Below are 20,612 nucleotides of genomic sequence, written 5' to 3'. Positions count from 1 at the left end.
AACAAATACCTAACAAATTTATGAAAATTAAATTACTCAACTCGCATTTCCGATACCGGAAACTGCTGCTCTTACTTATGAAAACATTCCTATTATTACTCTGTACCACAGTATTCGGGTTTTCACCAAAGACATCTTTCTCTCAGGAAAATATCATCATTTCAAAAGATCAGAAGGCCAGCATAGATGATGTTTTTCATATTATTAGAGCACAAACAGATTATACGTTCATTTACGCTAAAAGTCTTTTCGAAAATACGCCTGAAATTCAACTAAAAAAAGGAGATATTAATATTGACTCATTGCTAAATCGTATTAGTAAAAATGCTGATGTTTTTATAAGAAAAAACCCTGACCATACAATCACCATTAAAAAGAGTGACAGAAACTCCAGGAGCAGGAGTGATTCACAAACAGTCTCCCCACAATTAGAAATAAAAGGTCGTGTTATTACGGCCAATGATAAGCTTCCATTACCAGGAGCCAGTATTATAGAAAAGGGGACCATGAATGGTGTTGTAACCGATTTTAATGGTGATTTCTCCATTAGCATAACCAATAAAAATGCGATACTGGTGATTTCGTATGTAGGCTATGCAACGAAAGAGATTCCGGTTAATGATCAAACAAACTTCGAAATTGTACTGGAAGAGGATACTGATAGTTTAGACGAAGTAGTTATCGTAGGTTTTGGTAAGCAAAAAAAGATATCCCTTACCGGTGCGGTATCTACAGTAGATGTAGAAGACATGAAGCAAAACCCTACCTCAAGCATCTCTAACGCACTGGCAGGAAATGTAGCGGGTATTATGGGAATGATGCAATCTGGACAACCCGGTAGAAATATATCTGAATTCTGGATTCGAGGGATATCTACTTTTGGCGGCGGCACCAATCCTCTTGTTTTGGTAGATAATATAGAACGGGATTTAAACGAACTAAATATAGAAGATATTAAATCCATTTCTGTTTTAAAGGATGCCGCCGAAACTGCCATGTATGGTTCCAGAGGTGCCAACGGAGTAATATTGATTACCACAAAACGTGGGAGCGCCGGCAAAATAAATATTAACTTCAAAGATGAATTTATATACAATACCCGAACGATTACACCAGATTTTGAAGATGGGGTCTCTTATGCCAATCTCTTGAATGAGGCACGTATCACCCGTAACGAAGGCCCAATTTATCAACCGGAAGAATTAGAAATTTTACGATTGGGATTAGATCCTGATTTATATCCCAACGTAGACTGGAAAGATGAGCTACTAAGAGATGGAGCCATGACGTACCGCGCCAATTTAAACATGAGTGGTGGCGGGGAAACCTCCAGGTATTATGTTTCAGGCAGTTATATAAATGAAGGTGGCATGTATGAAATTGATGAATCCTTAAAAGATGATTATAATACCAATGCTAATTACAAACGTTGGAACTATCGTCTAAATGCAGACTTTGACATCAGTAAGACCACTATTGCCAAAGTAGGGGTTGCTGGTTCTCTTAGCAAAAGAAACAGCCCCGGTCTGGGTGATGTTGACTTTTGGGGTTCCCTCTTTGGCTACTCACCAATCCGCACACCAATAATTTATTCCAATGGTTATGTTCCTGCTATTGGGACTGGAAATCAAACCAATCCCTGGGTAATGGCAACCCAAACCGGATTTAACGAAAATTGGGTCAATAAAGTACAAACTAACGTAACCATAGAGCAGGACTTTGGTTTTATTACCGAAGGTCTTCGTATGAGGGGTATCGTGGGATACGACATCGAAAACTCAAATAACATTCAACGCCGTAAATGGCCTGAGCAGTGGAGAGCTGATCGTGCACGTGATGCAAATGGAGACCTGGTTTTTACGCATATATCAGATCCAAGCGAGTTATTTCAATCCAGTACCTCATCAGGAAACCGTTTAGAATTTTATGATCTTATGATCAATTATGACCGAAGTTTCGGAAATCATGATATAGGCGGCGCCATACGACTAACCCGGGATGCCTTTGTACAAACGGTTGACTTAGGTGGTGATATAAAAAATGGTATCTCCAGAAGAAATCAAGCTCTGGCAGGGCGAGTACTTTATAACTGGAAAAGTAAGTATTTCATTAATTTCAATTTTGGATATACCGGTTCAGAAAACTTTGCCCCAGGCAAACAATATGGTTTCTTTCCCGCGATTTCAGGGGCCTGGAATATCGCCGGAGAGCAGTTCTTTAAAGAGCACCTAAGCTGGCTGAAACTATTTAAAATCAGGTATTCTTATGGGAAAGCAGGAAACGATCAATTAATGAACGGAGAACGCTTTCCCTATTTATATACCATTTCAGAACTCTTTACTGATGATGGCGAAGCTACTGGCGGTTATCGCTGGTCAGATTATGGATCTGACAGGTATTTTGGCGGGATAATCTACTCTCAGGTGGCTTCATCTAATGTTACCTGGGAAGTCGCAACAAAACAAAATTTGGGTTTTGATATAGAGACCAAAGCCATCACAGCAAATCTAGATTTCTTCAACGAAAAACGTACGGGTATTTATATGGAAAGAAATTATTTACCTGCCATGGTTGGATTGGAAAGTATCCCAAGGGCGAATGTAGGTATCGTTAGATCACGCGGCTTTGACGGTCGTTTTCAATATACAAGACAAATTGGCGAAGTAACACTTAGTGCCAGAAGCAATATCACCTACAGTAAAAACGAAATTGTAGAAAGAGATGAAGAAAATAATGTTTATCCCTATCAAAATCAGGAAGGGTTTCGCGTAGGCCAGTCCAGAGGATTAATTGCCCTTGGCCTTTTTGAGGATTATGATGATATACGAAATAGTCCTACGCAAACTTTTGGCACCTATCAACCCGGAGATATTAAATATAAAGATGTTAATGGCGATGGGATTATTGATGATGGCGATCGTGTGGCCATAGGCGCCACCAGACGGCCTAACTTAATCTATGGTTTAGGAGCATCTGTTAATTGGCGGGGATTTGGCCTGGGGGTTCATTTTCAGGGTGCCGGAAAATCAACCTTTTCTACCTACGGAAAAACCGTATATGCATTTAGCGAAGGAGAATGGGGACAGGTCATGAAAGGGGTTATGGGGAATAACCGATGGATAGATGCCGATATTTCTGGAGATCCCGCTACAGAAGATCCAAATGCCTCTTATCCCCGTTTAAGCTATGGTGAAAATCCAAATAACTTTAGGGAATCCACCTTTTGGCTAAGGGATGGAAGATACCTACGCCTTAAAACTCTGGATGTTGGCTATAACCTGCCTAACAGTATAACCAGCAGGGTACATGTTCAAAATATCCGATTATATGTAGTAGGAACCAATTTAGTGACCTGGTCAAAATTTAAATTATGGGATCCGGAATTAGCAACCCCCAGAGGCGAAGATTACCCTCCTGCTAAATCACTCACCTTCGGAATTAGTCTTAACCTATAAACTAAAAAAGAAATGAATAAAAATATATTCTATAAAACACTCTTAATTCTATTTATCTCAGGGTTCATCCTCTCTTGCAGTGATGACTATTTAGATTCCAGTAGATACTTTAAAGATCGGTTAACCGAAGAAAAAGTATTTGAAAGCAAAGTCTATTCCGAAGAATGGCTCGCTAACATATATGAAGAATTAAAAGGCATAAATGCCGATGTTGCCAGTAAGGCAGTTACCCCCCATAACTTTGCCGATGATATGTATTATGGTGATAGGGACAGTGAGTACGACCCTTCCAAAAACGAACTGTCTTATAACATGTTCAAAATGGGCCGATATAATGAAAATGATAAGCAGGGGACCTGGACTCAATCCTATCGTGGAATTCGAAATGCCTCCACTTTTATTCATAATATTTATATGAATACAGAAATGTCTGAGCAGGAAATCAAGGATTATAGAGGGCAGGCCAGGTTTGCCAGAGCTTACCTGTACTGGCTTCTTTTACGTAAATACGGTCCGATTCCACTTTTGCCTGATGAAGGCCTGGATTATACGGATAGTTATGATGATTTGGCCATTCCAAGGAGCCCCTACGAAGATTGTGCAGAATTTATAAGTAATGAATTATTACTTGCCGCTCAGGAAATGGAAGCGCTGGGAATGGTGCGTGGGCAGGATGGCTCAGCCAGGCCAACTGTTGGAGCTGCCTTAGCTGCTCGCGCCAAAGTGCTTATTTATGCCGCCAGCCCTCTGGCTAATGGGAATACCTCCAGCTATGCGACACAATTAGTGGACGATCAGGGAAGGCAGCTACTTTCTTCAGATTATCAGGAAGAAAAATGGGCTAAAGCGGCAGCGGCGGCCAAAGACGTTATGGATCTTGGTGTATACCAATTATACACCGTACCTGTTCAGGAAACAGGTGATAACGCGACAATAGTTCCGCCTGCAGATAATAATTTTTCTGAAAAAACATGGCCTGAGGGATGGGCAGATATAGATCCCGAAAAATCGTACGCCCAGGTATTTGACGGAACACTACCGGCCTCAGGTAATCCAGAATTAATTTTTACTCGCGGAAATAACCAGGGAGGTGAAAATATTAGGCAGATGGTTGCCCATCAATTACCAAGATCTGCTACAGGATGGAATACCCACGGATTAACTCAAAAACTCGTGGATGCCTATTATATGGATGATGGAGCCGATGTGCCCGGTAAAGATTTAGAAATTGGCCGCGGAAATGGCTCTCAACGGGTAGATGGTTTCGTCACACAGGAAGATTATGAAGCCGGACTTTTTCGACCTTTGCTGCCGGGTGTTTCTTTGCAATATGCAAACAGAGAACCTCGCTTCTATGCTTCTGTAGCTTTTAACGGTAGTTTCTGGCCATTATTAAATGAGTCCCAGGAGCGCAATCGCAATCAACAGGTATTTTATTATCGTGATAACCCTAATGGAAACGGATTTAATTCTTCTAATGCTTATTGGTTACGAACAGGAATAGGAATGAAAAAGTATGTTCACCCTAATGATACTTATGAAGGAGGGAACGAAGATAAAATTGTTTTTAAGCCAGAACCTGCGATTCGCTATGCCGATATATTACTTATGTACGCTGAGGCACTTAACGAATTGGATGGATCATATAGTATTGAGGCGTGGAACGGAGGAAATCATAATATTTCTCGAAGCATCTCAGAGATGCAAAAAGGTATTCACCCCATTCGTATACGTGCCGGCGTACCGGACTACTCTACTAGCGTTTATAACGACAAGGACGCACTTAGAAAAAAGTTAAAGCGAGAACGTTTCATCGAACTTTTAGCAGAGGGCCAACGCTACTACGACTTACGCAGATGGATGGATGCAGCCGAAGAAGAATCATTACCAATTTACGGGTGTAATATACTTATGAATAGAGAAGAAAGGGAACTTTTCCATCAACCCGTGGCGGTATGGGCACTAGAGACCACATTTTCTGATAAGATGTGGTTTTGGCCAATCGGTCTTACTGAACTTAAACGCAATAAGCGTCTTACACAAAACCCGGGATGGAATTATAACGACTAACAAGGATGATCATGAATACAAAACTATTGATACCAATTATACTGCTTATCATTTTCTCCTCATGCAATGATGAATGGACAGACGAGCAATTTGAAAACTATATATCTTTTAAAGCACCTATAACCAATAGTGAAGGAGTTACCGATATCTATATTCGCTATAAGGCTGAGGAAAAAACCACCTATCAACTACCTTTAATTGTTAGCGGATCGAAAACAAATACACACAACAAGACAGTGCATGTAGCTTTGGATCCCGACACACTAGAGACACTCAATTACGAAAGGTTTCAAACACGCGAAGACTTCTATTATCGGGAATTAAAAAGTAAATATTATTCTTTTCCTTCGGAAGTAGAGATCAAAGCGGGCGAAAACACTTCCTTAATGAATATCGATTTTACCTTAAAGGATATCGATATGGCTGAAAAATGGGTCTTGCCTTTAACGATCGAAGACGACCCATCCTACACGCCAAATCCAAGAAAAAATTATAGGAAAGCACTTCTACGTATCAATCCCTTTAATGACTACTCAGGGACCTATAGCGGTACCGCTTTAAAAACTGTGATGGAAGGCTACGAAAATGAAACACCTATTGTAAAATCAGAGATAAAATCTTACGTAGTAGATGAAAACACGATCTTTTTCTATGCAGGGAATATCGATGAAGATCGCCAGGACCGACGTAGTTATAAGATCTTTGCCACTTTTGATCGTAATGGAGGGGTAACATTTGATGTTGATAATCCCGATATGAATTTTCAGGTAAATAAAACAGCAAGTTATACCATCACAGAACAAATGGATGAAATCCGACCGTATTTGCTACATCGATATTTAACAATTAATAATATCGACTACACATTTTCTGATTATACAATGGTCCCTAATGTAGATATCAATTACAAAGTCTCAGGCTCTCTAATTTTAGAACGCCAGCTAAACACACAGATTCCAGATGAAGATCAGCAAATAGAATGGTAGGTCAATATCTTTTTAAAAAATTGAAATTGAAGAACAAGCTACCGGGAATTATGGAGCATCTAATCTCTATTATTGAGTATGAATTTTGAATTTAAAATTAAGAAACTATGTCTTTAAATATATTAAAAACGAGGTTATATCCATTCTATTTGATATTAGCCTCTTTAACCATTGTTTTTTATAGTTGTCAGGGCGACGATAATGATGATATAACATCTCAGGAATTTGATCCATCGAGACCTGTTGAAGTTTCGGGATTTACTCCTGAATCTGGTGGCGCAGGACAGCGTCTCGTTATTTATGGAAAAAACTTTGGAACAGACCCCAGCATTGTTACTGTTTTAATAGGTGGCAAAGAAGCCAAAGTAATCAATGTTAATGGCGAATCACTTTACTGCTTAGTACCCAAACAAGCATTTGATGGTGACATTGAAGTTCGTGTAGGCGAAGAGGAAAGACAGGTTAAAGCCTATGCTACAAATAATTTTGATTATCAACGTAAGATGGTCGTATCTACCCTTATTGGTTACAAAAATGATCGGGGTGATGAACCATGGAAAGACGGTAAATTCAAGTCTGATAATCAGAATGATATGGCCAGTGGATTTTGGGAGCCTTCTTTTATGAAATTTGACCCTATGAATCCCAAACATCTATGGGTGGTATTTGACTTTAATAATGGTCTCTATAAAATAGATTTTGCCGATAGTACCGTTGTTAAAGTACGCTCTGATTTTGATCGCCCCAGGAGTATTGATTTTACCAACGATGGGAAGTATATGATTATCGCAGAAGACCGTGGAGGCGAAAATGACCGCGCTACGTATCGGTTATCCAGAGATAAAGATTGGCAGGATAGAGAAATTTTAACCAGATATAAAAACTGTAATGGTGCTTCAGTGCATCCGGTAAACGGGGAATTATATTTTAATAGTTATGAAAAAGGACAATTTTTCCGGTTCGATTTAAATAAATATTTTGAAGATGGCCTGGGCGATAAAGACTATGAACAATTGTTCGTAGTACAGGATCCCGGCTGGGAATATAAGATTTTTATACATCCTACCGGAAACTATGCATATATCGTAGTTATTAATAAGCACTACATCCTGCGTATAGATTATAATTGGGAAAAAGAACGATTTAATCAACCCTATCTGGTGTGTGGTAAACTTAGTAATAATGGTGGTTATCAAGATGGAGTAGGTTCCAGTGTTCGTCTTAATAAGCCTTATCAAGGGGTTTTTGTAAAAAATGAGGATTATAGTGAGGCCGGTAAGAATGATCAATATGACTTCTATTTTACAGAGCAAGGCAATCATGACATTCGAAAATTAACTCCTGAAGGTAGTGTAACCACATTTGCAGGAAGAGGGAGTTCCAGTATAAACCCTGATCCCTGGGGTTACGTAAATGGTGATCTTAGAGAGGAAGCTCGTTTTGACCAGCCTACCGGCATTGCTTATAACGAAGAAGAAAAGGCGTTTTATATAGGTGATAAATCGAACCATCGTTTTCGTAAAATAGCACTGGAAGAAGCTCAGGAATAATCCTAAGAAAACAAAAATAATTTTACGATAATATTAGTTAACAGAAGTCCTGAGCCTATAAAAACCAAATTAAGCTCAGGACTTTTATCTGAATATTGATTTAAATCATTAACCGAACATTCAAATATTTTTTCTTCGACTAGAAATCGAAATATTAATAACAGCAAAAAATGTATGTAGATATGATTGCGAGAGCTCAAAATAAAAATAAGTTATCAATACTAAAGCCTATAAAAAGTATAGTCAAGACTAATTTAACAGTACAATCATGAAGGATTTAGGGCAAAATAGCGCTAAATCGTTCAAGAATATACATTCCGCGCTTATAAAACTTATGGTTTTTTTATATCCAAACTTACTATTTGTTCAAAATAACCCATGAATATTACAGTATTTGCAATTAAAAACTTAAAAAATAATTTTTAACAAAAAATTAGCTATTCTTTGGGATTTTAGGAAGTCTTTTTTAATTTTAAGGTGTCAAAAACTTAAAAATCAATCTTTTATGAAAGACACACCCAATAAATTTTCTTTCGCTAAGGTTTACTGTAGTATTTTTGGCCACAAGTTAAAGGTAACCAAAAACGTTACCGATCATGTACACGAATACAAATGTGCCAACTGCGGACAGGAAATGACAGACACTGCTAATGGATTTTTAGCACCTTTAACAAAGAAATTCAAAGAAACGAACAACTACATCGCTAAAATTCACAGAAGACGAAAAAATCGTCGTCTACGCCACTACGCCAAAGCGTCTTAAGTTTTTAATCTTCGCTTTTCATAGAGTTCCATCCACGGGCAACTAATGGTATGGCCTGGTTAGCACGAGTGATAAGATGCATACCTGCGCTCTCTTCGGTCATATGGCCAATAACAGTGAAGTTTGGATTTCCTTTTATTTTATCAAAATCTGACTGTGCAATGGTAAAAAGTAATTCATAATCCTCACCCCCGCTTAAAGCAATCATTGTACTGTCCAGTTCAAATTCTTCACATACCGATATAACGGCAGGATCCAATGGTACTTTTTCTTCATATAAATTCACTCCAGTTTTCGAGTTTTTACAAAGATGTATCACTTCAGAAGAAAGTCCGTCGCTAATATCAATCATCGAAGTTGGCTTTACTCCCAGTTCTTTTAGCAAAGGAGGGATATCTTTACGGGCCTCAGGTTTTAACTGGCGTTCGATTAAATAAGTATATTGATCTAAATCTGGTTGTGCATTTGGGTTGGCTTTAAAAACCTGTTTTTCACGTTCTAAAACTTGTAATCCCATATATGCCGCACCAAGATCGCCCGTAACAACTAGTAAATCATTGGCTCGCGCTCCGCTTCGATATACAACATCCTCTTTTTCAGCTTCACCAAAAACCGAAATACTTATAAATAAGCCAGAGGTTGAAGAAGTAGTATCCCCACCAACAACGTCGATATTGTATAAATCAGCAGCTAATTGAATACCGGCGTATAGTTCTTCTAAAGCTTCTACCGGGAAACGGTTAGATGGAGCAATCGAAACGGTGATGTGAGTAGCTTTACCATTCATCGCATAAATATCTGATGCATTAACCATTACCGCTTTATATCCCAAATGCTTTAGTGGCATATATGCAAGATCAAAGTGAACACCTTCTACCAGCATATCTGTACTTACCAGAGTTTGCTTGTCTTTAAAATCTAAAACTGCAGCATCGTCACCAATAGCTTTAATGGTAGAAGCATGTTTAGGAGAAAAATTTTTGGTTAAATGATCGATTAACCCAAATTCTCCTAATTCAGATAAACTTGTTTTGGTAGGCTCACTATTATCAAACATCACAAATAAATTTTATGCAAAATAAATGAATATTATGGCAACAACATACAGTTAACAAATTTTATCATATAAACTGAAAGGTTTTATATATAATCCCACTAATACTACAGGAAGTACAAAAAATTACAAGTCTGCCGGAAGATTTTGAAACAAAACAACTTAGCCTTTTTTATCCGGTTAAACGGAGGCATCTAACAATAATTGAATACATCTATTTCTACATTTTTAAAACAAATATTACCGCTATGGTAAAACGCTTGTTTTAATGTATATTTGTACGCGATTTAAAAAGATCTTTTGAAGCTATGATAAAAGTTAGTGAAGACGCAAGAAAAAAGATTTCTGCTCTAATGGAAGAAGAAGGTTTTAACAGCCTTCAGGATTTTGTGCGCGTTGGTGTGAAGAGCGGCGGCTGTTCTGGTTTATCTTATGAATTAAAATTTGATAAATCCAAAGCCGATGATGACAAACTATTTGAAGACAACGATATTAAAATCGTGGTAGATAAACGCAGCGTTCTATATCTGGCAGGAACTATTTTAGAATATTCTGGTGGATTAAATGGCAAGGGTTTTATTTTCAATAATCCCAACGCTCAAAGAACCTGTGGATGCGGTGAAAGTTTTTCGCTTTAAAAAAGTAGAATGTAAAAAGTATTAAAGTTTAAAGTTTTTGGCAAAATTTAATTCTTTTGAAGAAATTCTAAGTTGGCAGAAAGCCAGGGAATTAAATCTGAAAATCTATAAACTAACTAATACCAATTCTTTTTACCATGACAATGTTTTAAAAAATCAAATACGAAGAGCGAGTGTTTCAATAACTTCTAATATAGCAGAAGGATTTGAAAGAGAAACAACTAAAGAATTCATTAGATTTCTTTATATATCAAAAGCTTCCACTGGAGAATGTAGGTCTCAGCTATTTTTAGCATACGATTTAGAATATTTGGAAGAAAAAGAGTTTAATGAAATTAAGGCGGGCTTGGAAGAGATTTCAAAATTACTGAGTGGTTTAATAAAATACCTGAAATCAACTTTATAACCTTGCTACTTTAGAACCTAAGAAACAGATTATGGCATACACTGAAGACGACTTAAAAAAAGAACTCGAAACCAAAGAATATGAGTACGGATTTTATACAGATATAGAATCTGATACCTTTCCTGTTGGTTTAAACGAGGATATTGTTAGAGCAATCTCTAAAAAGAAAGAAGAACCGGAATGGATGACAGAATGGAGACTGGAAGCTTTTAGAGCATGGGAACAAATGGAAGAGCCTGAATGGGCAAACGTGCACTATAAAAAACCAGATTTCCAAAATATTTCTTACTACTCGGCTCCTAACAAAAAACCTAAATACGATAGTTTAGATGAAGTTGATCCCGAGTTGCTGGATACTTTTAAAAAGCTAGGCATCTCTATAGACGAGCAGAAAAAACTAGCTGGAGTTGCCGTAGATGTGGTCATGGATTCAGTTTCTGTAACCACTACTTTTAAAAAGACACTGGCTGAAAAAGGTATTATTTTCTGTTCGATTTCAGAAGCTATTAAAGAACATCCTGAATTAGTTAAAAAATATATAGGCTCTGTTGTTCCTAAGAAGGATAACTTCTACGCAGCATTAAATTCGGCTGTTTTTAGTGACGGGTCTTTCTGTTATATTCCAAAAGGCGTTCGTTGCCCGATGGAACTTTCTACATATTTCAGAATTAATCAGGCAGGAACCGGGCAATTTGAAAGAACTTTAGTCATTGCAGATGAAGGCAGCTATGTGAGCTACCTTGAAGGTTGTACCGCTCCAATGCGTGACGAAAATCAGTTGCACGCTGCCGTAGTAGAACTAGTAGCTTTAGATGATGCTGAAATAAAATACAGCACCGTACAAAACTGGTTCCCAGGCGGAAAAGATGGTAAAGGAGGAGTTTTTAACTTTGTTACCAAAAGAGGTCTTTGCGAGAAAAATGCAAAAATCTCCTGGACACAGGTCGAAACAGGATCTGCAGTTACCTGGAAGTACCCTTCATGTATCCTAAAAGGAGATAATTCGGTTGGAGAATTTTATTCAATCGCGGTAACAAATAATTATCAGCAAGCTGATACAGGAACAAAAATGGTTCATCTTGGTAAAAACACCAGGAGCACCATTATCTCTAAAGGAATCTCTGCAGGGAAATCGCAAAATTCGTATCGTGGTTTGGTACAAATAAATCCGCGTGCAGACAATGCAAGAAACTTTTCACAATGTGATTCCCTTTTAATGGGTAACGCTTGCGGTGCACACACTTTCCCATATATCGAGGCAAAAAACAAAACCGCAAAGGTAGAGCACGAAGCCACGACCAGTAAAATTGGTGAAGACCAGATTTTTTACTGTAATCAGCGAGGAATTGACACTGAAAAAGCAATTGCTCTAATCGTTAATGGCTTTAGTAAAGAAGTATTAAATAAACTGCCGATGGAGTTCGCTGTAGAAGCACAAAAACTATTAGAGATTTCATTAGAAGGTTCTGTAGGATAAGCGATCTAATTGTAGAAAATGAAGAAAGTTCTGTTTATATTTTTAGTGCTTTTCACAATTGCATCCTGCAAAGATGATACTGTAAAGGCGGTGCAGGAAAATAATACTGTAGAGGAAGAGACTGAACAGGATACCGTACCCACAGTAAGTGGTAAATTCATTTTCACTGAAAAAGACGCCATTTTAAGAGGCGATGACTTTATATACAATGTCGAAATAGACAGCTTAAGCCGAAATTTAGGAAAACAAGTTGAAGCTTATAAAACTGATGATTTCGAAATGGTTCCGGTAAAGGTTAAAGGAAAAATAAAACAAAGTCCAAGACAAACCGGTATCAAAAAAAACATAGAATTACGAGAAATTGTAGCTATCCTTACCGATAGCATAGGAAATAAAAGACAGGAATAACAAACATAGTTTAGGCTTAGCCTAAATGTATACCAAATAATTATGCTTAAGATAAAGAATTTACACGCAAGTATAGAAGGAAAAGAAATTCTAAAGGGAATCGATCTTGAGATTAACCCGGGTGAAGTACACGCTATTATGGGGCCTAACGGATCTGGAAAAAGTACTTTATCTTCTGTCATTGCAGGTAGAGAAGAATACGAAATGACAGATGGTGAAATCATTTTTGAAAACGAAGACCTTGCTGAACTTGATCCAGAGGAAAGAGCTCATAAAGGTGTTTTTCTTTCTTTTCAATACCCGGTGGAAATTCCAGGAGTATCGGTAACTAACTTTATGAAGACTGCAATCAACGCACATCGTAAAGCTAATGGTTTAGAAGATATGCCAGCTAACGAAATGCTTAAGCTTATTCGTGAAAAATCTGAGTTACTGGAAATCGATCGTAAATTTTTATCCAGATCATTAAACGAAGGATTTTCTGGTGGAGAGAAAAAGAGAAACGAGATTTTCCAAATGGCAATGCTAGAGCCAAAATTATCTATTTTGGACGAAACAGACTCTGGTTTGGATATCGATGCGCTAAGAATTGTATCAAACGGGGTGAATAAATTGAGAACTGAAAACAATGCCGTTCTTGTAATTACACACTATCAGAGACTTTTAAATTATATTGTACCAGATGTTGTACACGTGTTAATCGATGGTAAAATCGTTAAAACAGGCGGAAAAGAACTTGCTTACGAACTAGAAGAAAGAGGTTACGACTGGATTAAGCAAGAAAAAGCAGTTTAATATCGAAATTCTATAAAAACAGGTCGGTTTTTCGATCTCCCTAAGAATTTGTATTACAACTGATAAACAGAAGAAAATGGAATTAAAAGATAAATTAGTATCATCATTTTTAGCTTTCGACGAGCAATATCAGGTAGGTGATGATGTTCATCAAATAAGAAGTCAGGCAATAAAAGATTTTGAAACCATTGGTTTCCCTAGCAAAAAAGAGGAAGCCTGGAAATATACTTCTCTACAATCTACTCTTAAACATGACTATAGCATTTTCCCAAAAGAAGAAAATGCGATAGAGTACAGCCAGATAAAAAAGTACCTTATTCATGATATAGACACCTATGATTTGGTATTTATCGATGGTATTTATTCATCTCATTTATCAAATACCACACACGATAAAATTGATGTCTGTTTAATGTCTTCTGCATTAAATAAGGACAAATTCAAACCGGTTATCGATAATTACTTTAACAAACTTGCTCCTAAAAATGGTCTTAATGCCCTAAATACTGCATTTACCAAAGAGGGTGCTTATATACATATTCATAAAAATATAATGGCAGATAAGCCTATTCAGATCATTAATTTCTCTACAGGAAATGAATCATCTTTATTGCTTCAGCCAAGAAACCTTATTGTGGTCGATGAGAACTCTCATGTTCAAATTATCGAAAAACACCAAAGTTTAACCAGCCATCCGGTGTTAACCAATTCGGTTACTGAAATTTTTGCAGATCGCCGCGCCATTGTAGATTATTATAAAATCCAGAATGATAAAGAAACTTCTTCTTTAATCGATAATACATTTATCGAGCAAAAAGACGAGAGTAACTGTTCTGTACATACCTTTTCTTTTGGTGGGAACCTTACCAGAAACAATCTTAACTTCTATCAAAAGGGAGAGCGTATCGACTCGACCATGAAAGGAGTTACTATTATTGAGGGAAAACAGCATGTAGATCATAACACACTTGTTCATCATATTTACCCTAACTGTGAAAGCCATCAGGATTATAAAGGAATTTTCTCAGATAAATCTGTTGGAGTATTTAACGGGAAAGTGGTTGTAGAAAAAGAGGCTCAAAAAACCAACGCATATCAAGCTAACAATAACATCCTGGTAGATGATAAGGCAACTATCAACTCCAAACCCCAGCTAGAGATCTTTGCAGATGATGTACGTTGCAGTCATGGTTGTACTATCGGGCAATTAGACGAAGAAGCATTATTTTATCTACAATCAAGAGGAATTCCCAGAAAAGAAGCTCGTGGATTATTAATGTATGCTTTCGCTAACAACGTATTAGAAAGTGTAAAAATCCCAGAAATCAAGAAAAGAATCAATAATCTTATTGCTGAAAAACTTGGGGTTGAACTGGGTTTCAACCTATAGAAACCTATTTTTGAAGTAGCCCTTTTTATTCAGCAAAAACTTTAAGATATGAGTACAGCTACTGAAGCATTAGCATATAACGTAGAAAAAACCAGAGAGGATTTCCCTATTCTTAAACGAGAAATAAACGGGTATCCTCTCGTTTATTTTGATAACGCTGCAACTTCGCAAACACCACAACAGGTAATCGATGTTATCGTAGATTATTATTCTAATTACAATGCGAATATTCATCGTGGTGTACACGCTTTATCACAGGAGGCTACGGATAAATATGAACAGGCACGTAAAAAAATCCAGGAGCATTTTAATGCTAAAAAGACCCATGAAATCATTTTCACCTCAGGGACTACCCATGGGATCAATCTTGTAGCCAACGGTTTTGCTTCTTTACTGAATAAAGGGGACGAAATTATCGTTTCTGCCTTAGAGCATCATTCTAATATTGTGCCATGGCAAATTTTAGCTGAAAAAACCGGTGCTGTTTTAAAAGTCATCCCCATGAATCAGGAAGGAGAATTAATCTACCCTGCTTTCGAAGAATTACTTTCAGAAAAAACAAAGCTTGTATTTGTAAACCATGTCTCTAATGCTTTAGGTACTGTAAATCCTATAAAAAAAATAATTGACAAAGCTCATGAATACGATGCTGCCGTTTTAGTTGATGGTGCGCAGGCAGCGCCTCATATTAAAGCAGATGTGCAGGCCTTGGATGTCGATTTTTACGTGGTTTCTGCACACAAAATGTGTGGTCCTACTGGGGTGGGCATGCTGTACGGAAAAGAAGAATGGCTTCATAAATTACCGCCTTATCAAGGCGGTGGTGAAATGATCGCTACGGTAACTTTTGAAAAAACTACTTATGCCGATCTTCCTCATAAATTTGAAGCCGGGACCCCTAATATCTGTGGGGGTATCGCTTTTGGTGCAGCGCTAGATTACATGAACACCATAGGTATCGAAAAAATTGCTGCTTACGAAGAAGAATTGCTTCATTATGCTACTAAAAAACTTCTGGAAATCGACGGAATGGAGATTTACGGAGTTTCAAAAGAAAAAACAGCAGTAATTTCTTTTAATATTAACGGGATGCATCCGTATGATATTGGTACTATTCTCGACAAATTGGGAATAGCAGTGAGAACCGGGCACCATTGTGCACAACCTATTATGGATTTTTATAAAATTCCAGGTACGGTTCGCGCTTCTTTTTCGTTTTATAATACAAAAGAAGAAATAGATGTATTTATCAAAGCCGTTGTCAAAGCTAAAACCATGCTCACTTAAATATTTAGCGATTTTAGCAATTTTTAGTTCCGTTTTTTTGAACGCTTGTAAACAGGAACATAAACCAAAAGAAACGCCCCATATTAGCGAAACCGAACGAAAAACGTTAAACAATTCTGAAATTTCAGGTGAATATTCGATTAAAACCCTGAATAATAACACTGAAAATCTCGGGAATCTTATATTTGACTTTAATTCAGAAGAAAAAAGGTTAGCTATTACTACGGATTGTAATAACATAACTGCCGAATACGAAATTGGCAAAAACAAACTTAAATTTTCTAATGCCATTAGTACCAGGAAGTTTTGTCAGGGAGCAATGGATAATGAAAATACAATCTCTAAAGTGTTACCAAAAATAGAGAAGTTCAGTTTTTCTGAAAAAGAGCTTAAGTTATTATCAAATGATAACAAGGTTTTAATTAGCCTTATAAAAACCGAAAAAAGTGAGTAAGTCTATACGAGAAATACAGGAAGAAATCATAGATGAATTTTCGATGTTCGAGGATTGGATGCAGCGTTATGAATATATGATCGAACTTGGAAAATTCCTTCCGTTGATCGACGAAAAATATAAAATCGAAGAAAATCTAATTAAAGGATGCCAAAGTAAAGTTTGGGTTCATGCCGAATTAAATGGGGAGAAGCTTGAATTCACAGCAGATAGTGATGCGATTATAACCAAAGGTATCGTAGCGATTTTAATCAGAGCTTTTTCCGGGCATCATCCGTCTGATATTCTGGAAGCAGATACCCAGTTTATCGATGAAATTGGATTAAAAGAACACTTATCCCCCACCCGAGCCAACGGGCTGGTAAGTATGATCAAACAACTAAAAATGTATGCAATAGCATATCAAACCCAATTAAAATAAAATGGAACAGGAAATCGACACTCAGGAATTGGGAGAAAAAATCGTAAAAGTTTTAAAAACTATTTACGATCCCGAAATCCCTGTAGATATATATGAACTGGGGCTTATTTACGATGTTATGGTAAGTACAGATTATGATGTAAAAATCTTAATGACCCTTACCACACCAAACTGCCCGGTAGCCGAATCATTACCAAGGGAGGTTGAGGAAAAAGTAAAATCACTGGATGAAGTTGAAGATTGTGAAGTTGAAATTACTTTCGATCCGCCGTGGAGCCAGGATTTAATGAGTGAAGGCGCTAAATTAGAATTAGGACTATTATAAAACACATGCATGGCTACAGAAGAAATTATAAATCGGGTAGCAAACAGTAAACTAGTCACTTTTAATCTTGAGGATTATTATCCAAAAGGTCAAAGAGTGACTTTTGATATTTCAAGCTGGTTGCTAGAAGGTTTTGTACTGCGCGAAAGTGCTTTTAGAGAAGAAGCAAAAAATTACGATTGGAGTCAATATCAGGACTGTTACGTCGCGTTATATTGTAGTACAGAGGCTATAATCCCTGCCTGGGCATATATGCTTATTGCGACCTACCTTCAGCCTTATGCAAAAAAAACGGTAAATGGCAGTTTAGAGGATTTGGAAAGCATTCTGTATACTGAGGTTATTCAGCAAATGGATCTTTCAGCCCTAGCAGATAAACCGGTAATTATTAAAGGTTGTGCTAACAAACCTGTCCCTAAAAATGCTTATTTGCTATTGATAAACAAATTGCAACCCATCGTAAAAAGTATTATGTATGGTGAAGCATGCTCCTCTGTACCCTTATATAAAAAGCCAAAAAACTAACCCAAATACTACTATAACCTATGAAAAAAATTTTACTTAGTCTATTAATTTTTGGAGGTGTTCTAAATGCACAGGCCCAGGATAGTGATAGTGATGAGCAAAAAGAAGGCTGGACCACCGAAGGTAACATCCAACTACTTTTTAATCAATCTGCCTTTAATGCCGAATGGACCGGTGGCGGGACATCCAACATCGCTGGTAACCTAATCTTTAATTATGATTTTAATTATCTAAAAGATGATTTTACCTGGGACTCTAAAATTTTGGTAGACTACGGACTTACAAAACAAAAAGGAGATGAGTTTCCCAGAAAAACCAGTGACCGCTTAGAGTTTAATTCGGTTGCCGGTAAACAGGTAGAAGATTCTAATTGGTTTTACTCATTTTTTACAAATTTCAGAACTCAGGTAACCAAAGGCTACACCTTTAGTAAAGATGCAGAAACAGGGGAAACTATTCGTACCGAGCGTACCAGCTTTTTTTCTCCTGCTTATCTTCAATTTGGTCCCGGTATGCTTTGGAAGAAAAGTGAGAACTTTTATGTAAACATCGCTCCGGCTACAGCTAGATTTATATTCGTAGATTCCGATTTTACCAGTGTAGAAGGTTATCAGGATGGTGATTATTTTGGTGTAGATAAGGGAAGTTCTTCACGATTTGAACTTGGTGCTTCCGTTTCAGCTTATGCAAAATTCGATATTATCGAGAATGTAAAAATGGAAAACATCCTTAACCTGTATTCCAACTATCTGGAAGACCCCCAAAATGTGGATATCGATTACACGATGAATGTAAAGATGAAAATCAACGATCTACTTTCAACAAATTTTATTTTCCAGACCATTTATGACGATAATGCCGTAGGTGCATTTCAGGTAAGAGAAGTATTTGGTTTAGGATTTAATTACAGCTTCTAAACGGTATAAAATACTAAATTTTAAAGCCTGTAAGTTAATTACAGGCTTTTTTTGGTTAAATTATTTTGAAAAAATTATACGCTAAATCACAATACTAATCTATTGTGTACCTTTGTAGTTATGATTGAAAAAACAGATTTAAGTTACGAAAAAGCGGTTCTTATTGGGATCATTACTAAGGACCAAAATGAAGATAAATTAGAGGAATATCTGGACGAGCTAGAATTCCTTACCTATACTGCCGGCGGAGAGGTTGCAAAACGTTTTTCGCAAAAAATGGATTTCCCTAACCCAAAAACCTTTATTGGGTCTGGGAAGATGGAAGAAGTACGAATTTACGTTTCTGAAAACGAAATTGGTACCGCCATTTTTGATGACGAACTATCCCCTGCGCAGCAAAAAAATATAGAGAAAATACTAAAGTGTAAAGTACTGGATCGAACCAATCTTATTCTTGATATTTTTGCACAACGCGCACAAACCAGTTATGCAAGAACCCAGGTAGAACTTGCTCAATATGAGTATTTATTACCTCGACTTGCGGGAATGTGGACGCACCTTGAAAGACAGCGTGGGGGTATTGGTATGCGTGGTCCCGGGGAAACAGAAATCGAAACCGACCGTCGTATCGTTAGGGATAAAATTTCTTTGTTGAAAAAGAAACTCGCTACCATCGACAAACAAATGGAAGTACAGCGTGGAAATCGCGGTCAGCTTGTTAGGGTGGCTTTGGTAGGCTATACCAACGTGGGGAAATCTACTTTAATGAATACTATTAGTAAAAGTGAAGTATTTGCCGAAAATAAACTTTTCGCAACACTGGATACAACGGTTAGAAAAGTGGTTATCCGCAATTTACCGTTCCTTTTAACCGATACGGTAGGATTTATCAGAAAATTACCTACGCAGCTGGTAGAGTCTTTTAAATCGACTTTAGATGAAGTTAGAGAAGCCGATTTATTGTTGCATGTAGTAGATATCTCACATCCTAATTTTGAAGAGCATATCGACTCGGTAAACCAAATTTTGGACGAAATAAAAAGTTCAGATAAACCAAGCGTTATGGTTTTTAATAAGATCGATCAATATGTACCCGAAGAAATTGCTGAAGACGATCTTATGACCGAAAGAACAACCGCGCATTACACGCTAACCGAATGGAAGCAAACCTGGATGAACCGTCTTGGTGATAATGTATTATTTATTTCAGCTTTAGAAAAAGAAAATATGGAGCATTTTAGAAAGAAGGTTTACGAAGCGGTGCGTAAAATCCATATTACTCGCTTTCCATATAACAATTTTCTATATCCGGAATACGATAAATACGGAGAAGAAAAGTAAATATAAAATTTTTCAATCAAGATATAGCAGCGGGTAAATCATTTTTACCCCGCTTTTCTATTTATCTAAATTTAAATTTTATTGTAGTCATTTTGAAGCAAAAATGTAAACCCCTGTAAAAATTTTTATAAAGATTTCACTCCGCCTCCGGGATTTTCTTTAATCGAAATCAGTTTACAAACACTCATTCTGGTATCTTTTGCATGGCCTGCCAGTTCTTTAGCTTTGGTCAATTTTAAAGGAATACCTTCAAAATCTTCTCTCAATTTAGAATAGCTCGTGTGAATATCGCCAATTAATTCTTTCTTATTTTTTCGGGCTGCCATAAGGAATCAACTATAATAAATTCC

At 37.1% G+C, this 20,612-nt stretch carries 20 protein-coding genes; 18 read left to right on the top strand and 2 right to left on the bottom strand.

The annotated features are described in order from the left end of the window. Nucleotides 1-77: 77 nt before the first annotated feature. The 5 genes from AC13DP_RS05060 (at nucleotide 78) to AC13DP_RS05040 (ending at nucleotide 8,824) form a co-directional block, all read left to right on the top strand. Nucleotides 78-3,455, top strand: coding sequence for a SusC/RagA family TonB-linked outer membrane protein (locus AC13DP_RS05060; protein ID WP_347405790.1), 3,378 nt, complete (start codon nucleotides 78-80; stop codon nucleotides 3,453-3,455). A gap of 12 nt (nucleotides 3,456-3,467) precedes the next feature. Beyond that, entirely contained in the window at nucleotides 3,468-5,525 is a 2,058-nt protein-coding gene (locus AC13DP_RS05055; protein WP_347405791.1) for a RagB/SusD family nutrient uptake outer membrane protein, read from the top strand. 11 nt (nucleotides 5,526-5,536) lie between these two features. After that, a complete protein-coding gene (locus AC13DP_RS05050; protein ID WP_347405792.1) occupies nucleotides 5,537-6,511 on the top strand; it encodes a DUF4973 domain-containing protein in 975 nt (324 codons plus the stop codon). Nucleotides 6,512-6,618: 107 nt separating this feature from the next. Further along, nucleotides 6,619-8,061 (top strand): IPT/TIG domain-containing protein, encoded by a 1,443-nt coding sequence (locus AC13DP_RS05045; protein ID WP_347405793.1) that lies wholly within the window; start codon nucleotides 6,619-6,621, stop codon nucleotides 8,059-8,061. Between the two features lie 505 nt (nucleotides 8,062-8,566). Further along, entirely contained in the window at nucleotides 8,567-8,824 is a 258-nt protein-coding gene (locus AC13DP_RS05040) for a hypothetical protein (RefSeq protein WP_041578479.1), read from the top strand. A gap of 4 nt (nucleotides 8,825-8,828) precedes the next feature. On the opposite strand, the gene thiL is transcribed toward AC13DP_RS05040, so the two are convergent. Then, nucleotides 8,829-9,881 carry a thiamine-phosphate kinase gene (gene thiL / locus AC13DP_RS05035; protein WP_483067401.1) on the bottom strand — a complete coding sequence of 351 codons (1,053 nt, stop codon included), beginning with the start codon at nucleotides 9,879-9,881 and terminating at the stop codon, nucleotides 8,829-8,831. 305 nt (nucleotides 9,882-10,186) lie between these two features. Between thiL and AC13DP_RS05030 the strand changes: the two genes are divergently transcribed. The 13 genes from AC13DP_RS05030 to hflX all read left to right on the top strand — a co-directional run bounded on the left by AC13DP_RS05030 (nucleotide 10,187) and on the right by hflX (nucleotide 20,262). Continuing rightward, nucleotides 10,187-10,516, top strand: coding sequence for a HesB/IscA family protein (locus AC13DP_RS05030; protein WP_013069731.1), 330 nt, complete (start codon nucleotides 10,187-10,189; stop codon nucleotides 10,514-10,516). A gap of 37 nt (nucleotides 10,517-10,553) precedes the next feature. Beyond that, on the top strand, nucleotides 10,554-10,922 hold the full coding sequence (locus AC13DP_RS05025; RefSeq protein WP_347405796.1) for a four helix bundle protein: 369 nt from the start codon (nucleotides 10,554-10,556) through the stop codon (nucleotides 10,920-10,922). Nucleotides 10,923-10,953: 31 nt separating this feature from the next. Continuing rightward, nucleotides 10,954-12,399, top strand: a complete 1,446-nt coding sequence (gene sufB / locus AC13DP_RS05020) for a Fe-S cluster assembly protein SufB (RefSeq protein WP_013069729.1) — start codon at nucleotides 10,954-10,956, stop codon at nucleotides 12,397-12,399. Nucleotides 12,400-12,417: 18 nt separating this feature from the next. Next, complete coding sequence (locus AC13DP_RS05015) at nucleotides 12,418-12,807, top strand: hypothetical protein (RefSeq protein WP_483067400.1); 390 nt, start codon at nucleotides 12,418-12,420, stop codon at nucleotides 12,805-12,807. Nucleotides 12,808-12,849: 42 nt separating this feature from the next. Next, entirely contained in the window at nucleotides 12,850-13,602 is a 753-nt protein-coding gene (gene sufC / locus AC13DP_RS05010; RefSeq protein WP_339811686.1) for a Fe-S cluster assembly ATPase SufC, read from the top strand. A gap of 76 nt (nucleotides 13,603-13,678) precedes the next feature. Beyond that, the gene (sufD, locus tag AC13DP_RS05005; RefSeq protein ID WP_483067399.1) at nucleotides 13,679-14,992 is read left to right on the top strand and encodes a Fe-S cluster assembly protein SufD; all 1,314 of its coding nucleotides are present in this window, start codon (nucleotides 13,679-13,681) and stop codon (nucleotides 14,990-14,992) included. Nucleotides 14,993-15,040: 48 nt separating this feature from the next. Beyond that, the gene (locus tag AC13DP_RS05000) at nucleotides 15,041-16,279 is read left to right on the top strand and encodes an aminotransferase class V-fold PLP-dependent enzyme (RefSeq protein ID WP_339811683.1); all 1,239 of its coding nucleotides are present in this window, start codon (nucleotides 15,041-15,043) and stop codon (nucleotides 16,277-16,279) included. Beyond that, nucleotides 16,233-16,733, top strand: coding sequence for an META domain-containing protein (locus AC13DP_RS04995; protein ID WP_339811681.1), 501 nt, complete (start codon nucleotides 16,233-16,235; stop codon nucleotides 16,731-16,733). The genes AC13DP_RS05000 and AC13DP_RS04995 overlap by 47 nt, the downstream gene beginning before the upstream one ends. A gap of 43 nt (nucleotides 16,734-16,776) precedes the next feature. Beyond that, nucleotides 16,777-17,154: a SufE family protein gene (locus tag AC13DP_RS04990; protein ID WP_483067408.1), complete on the top strand. Its 378-nt coding sequence runs from the start codon at nucleotides 16,777-16,779 to the stop codon at nucleotides 17,152-17,154. 1 nt (nucleotide 17,155) lies between these two features. Beyond that, nucleotides 17,156-17,479 (top strand): DUF59 domain-containing protein, encoded by a 324-nt coding sequence (locus AC13DP_RS04985; protein WP_013069722.1) that lies wholly within the window; start codon nucleotides 17,156-17,158, stop codon nucleotides 17,477-17,479. 9 nt (nucleotides 17,480-17,488) lie between these two features. Beyond that, nucleotides 17,489-18,004 (top strand): DUF2480 family protein, encoded by a 516-nt coding sequence (locus AC13DP_RS04980; protein WP_013069721.1) that lies wholly within the window; start codon nucleotides 17,489-17,491, stop codon nucleotides 18,002-18,004. A 20-nt stretch (nucleotides 18,005-18,024) separates the two neighbouring features. After that, a complete protein-coding gene (locus AC13DP_RS04975; RefSeq protein ID WP_013069720.1) occupies nucleotides 18,025-18,921 on the top strand; it encodes a DUF3078 domain-containing protein in 897 nt (298 codons plus the stop codon). A gap of 120 nt (nucleotides 18,922-19,041) precedes the next feature. Next, nucleotides 19,042-20,262: a GTPase HflX gene (gene hflX / locus AC13DP_RS04970; protein ID WP_013069719.1), complete on the top strand. Its 1,221-nt coding sequence runs from the start codon at nucleotides 19,042-19,044 to the stop codon at nucleotides 20,260-20,262. A gap of 125 nt (nucleotides 20,263-20,387) precedes the next feature. On the opposite strand, the gene AC13DP_RS04965 is transcribed toward hflX, so the two are convergent. Continuing rightward, nucleotides 20,388-20,588, bottom strand: a complete 201-nt coding sequence (locus AC13DP_RS04965) for a ClbS/DfsB family four-helix bundle protein (protein ID WP_013069718.1) — start codon at nucleotides 20,586-20,588, stop codon at nucleotides 20,388-20,390. Nucleotides 20,589-20,612: the final 24 nt, after the last annotated feature.

Source organism: Zunongwangia sp. L-65 (assembly GCF_056859415.1).
Note: the sequence above shows the minus strand (reverse complement) of the source record. Positions and strands in the feature narration are given on the sequence as shown.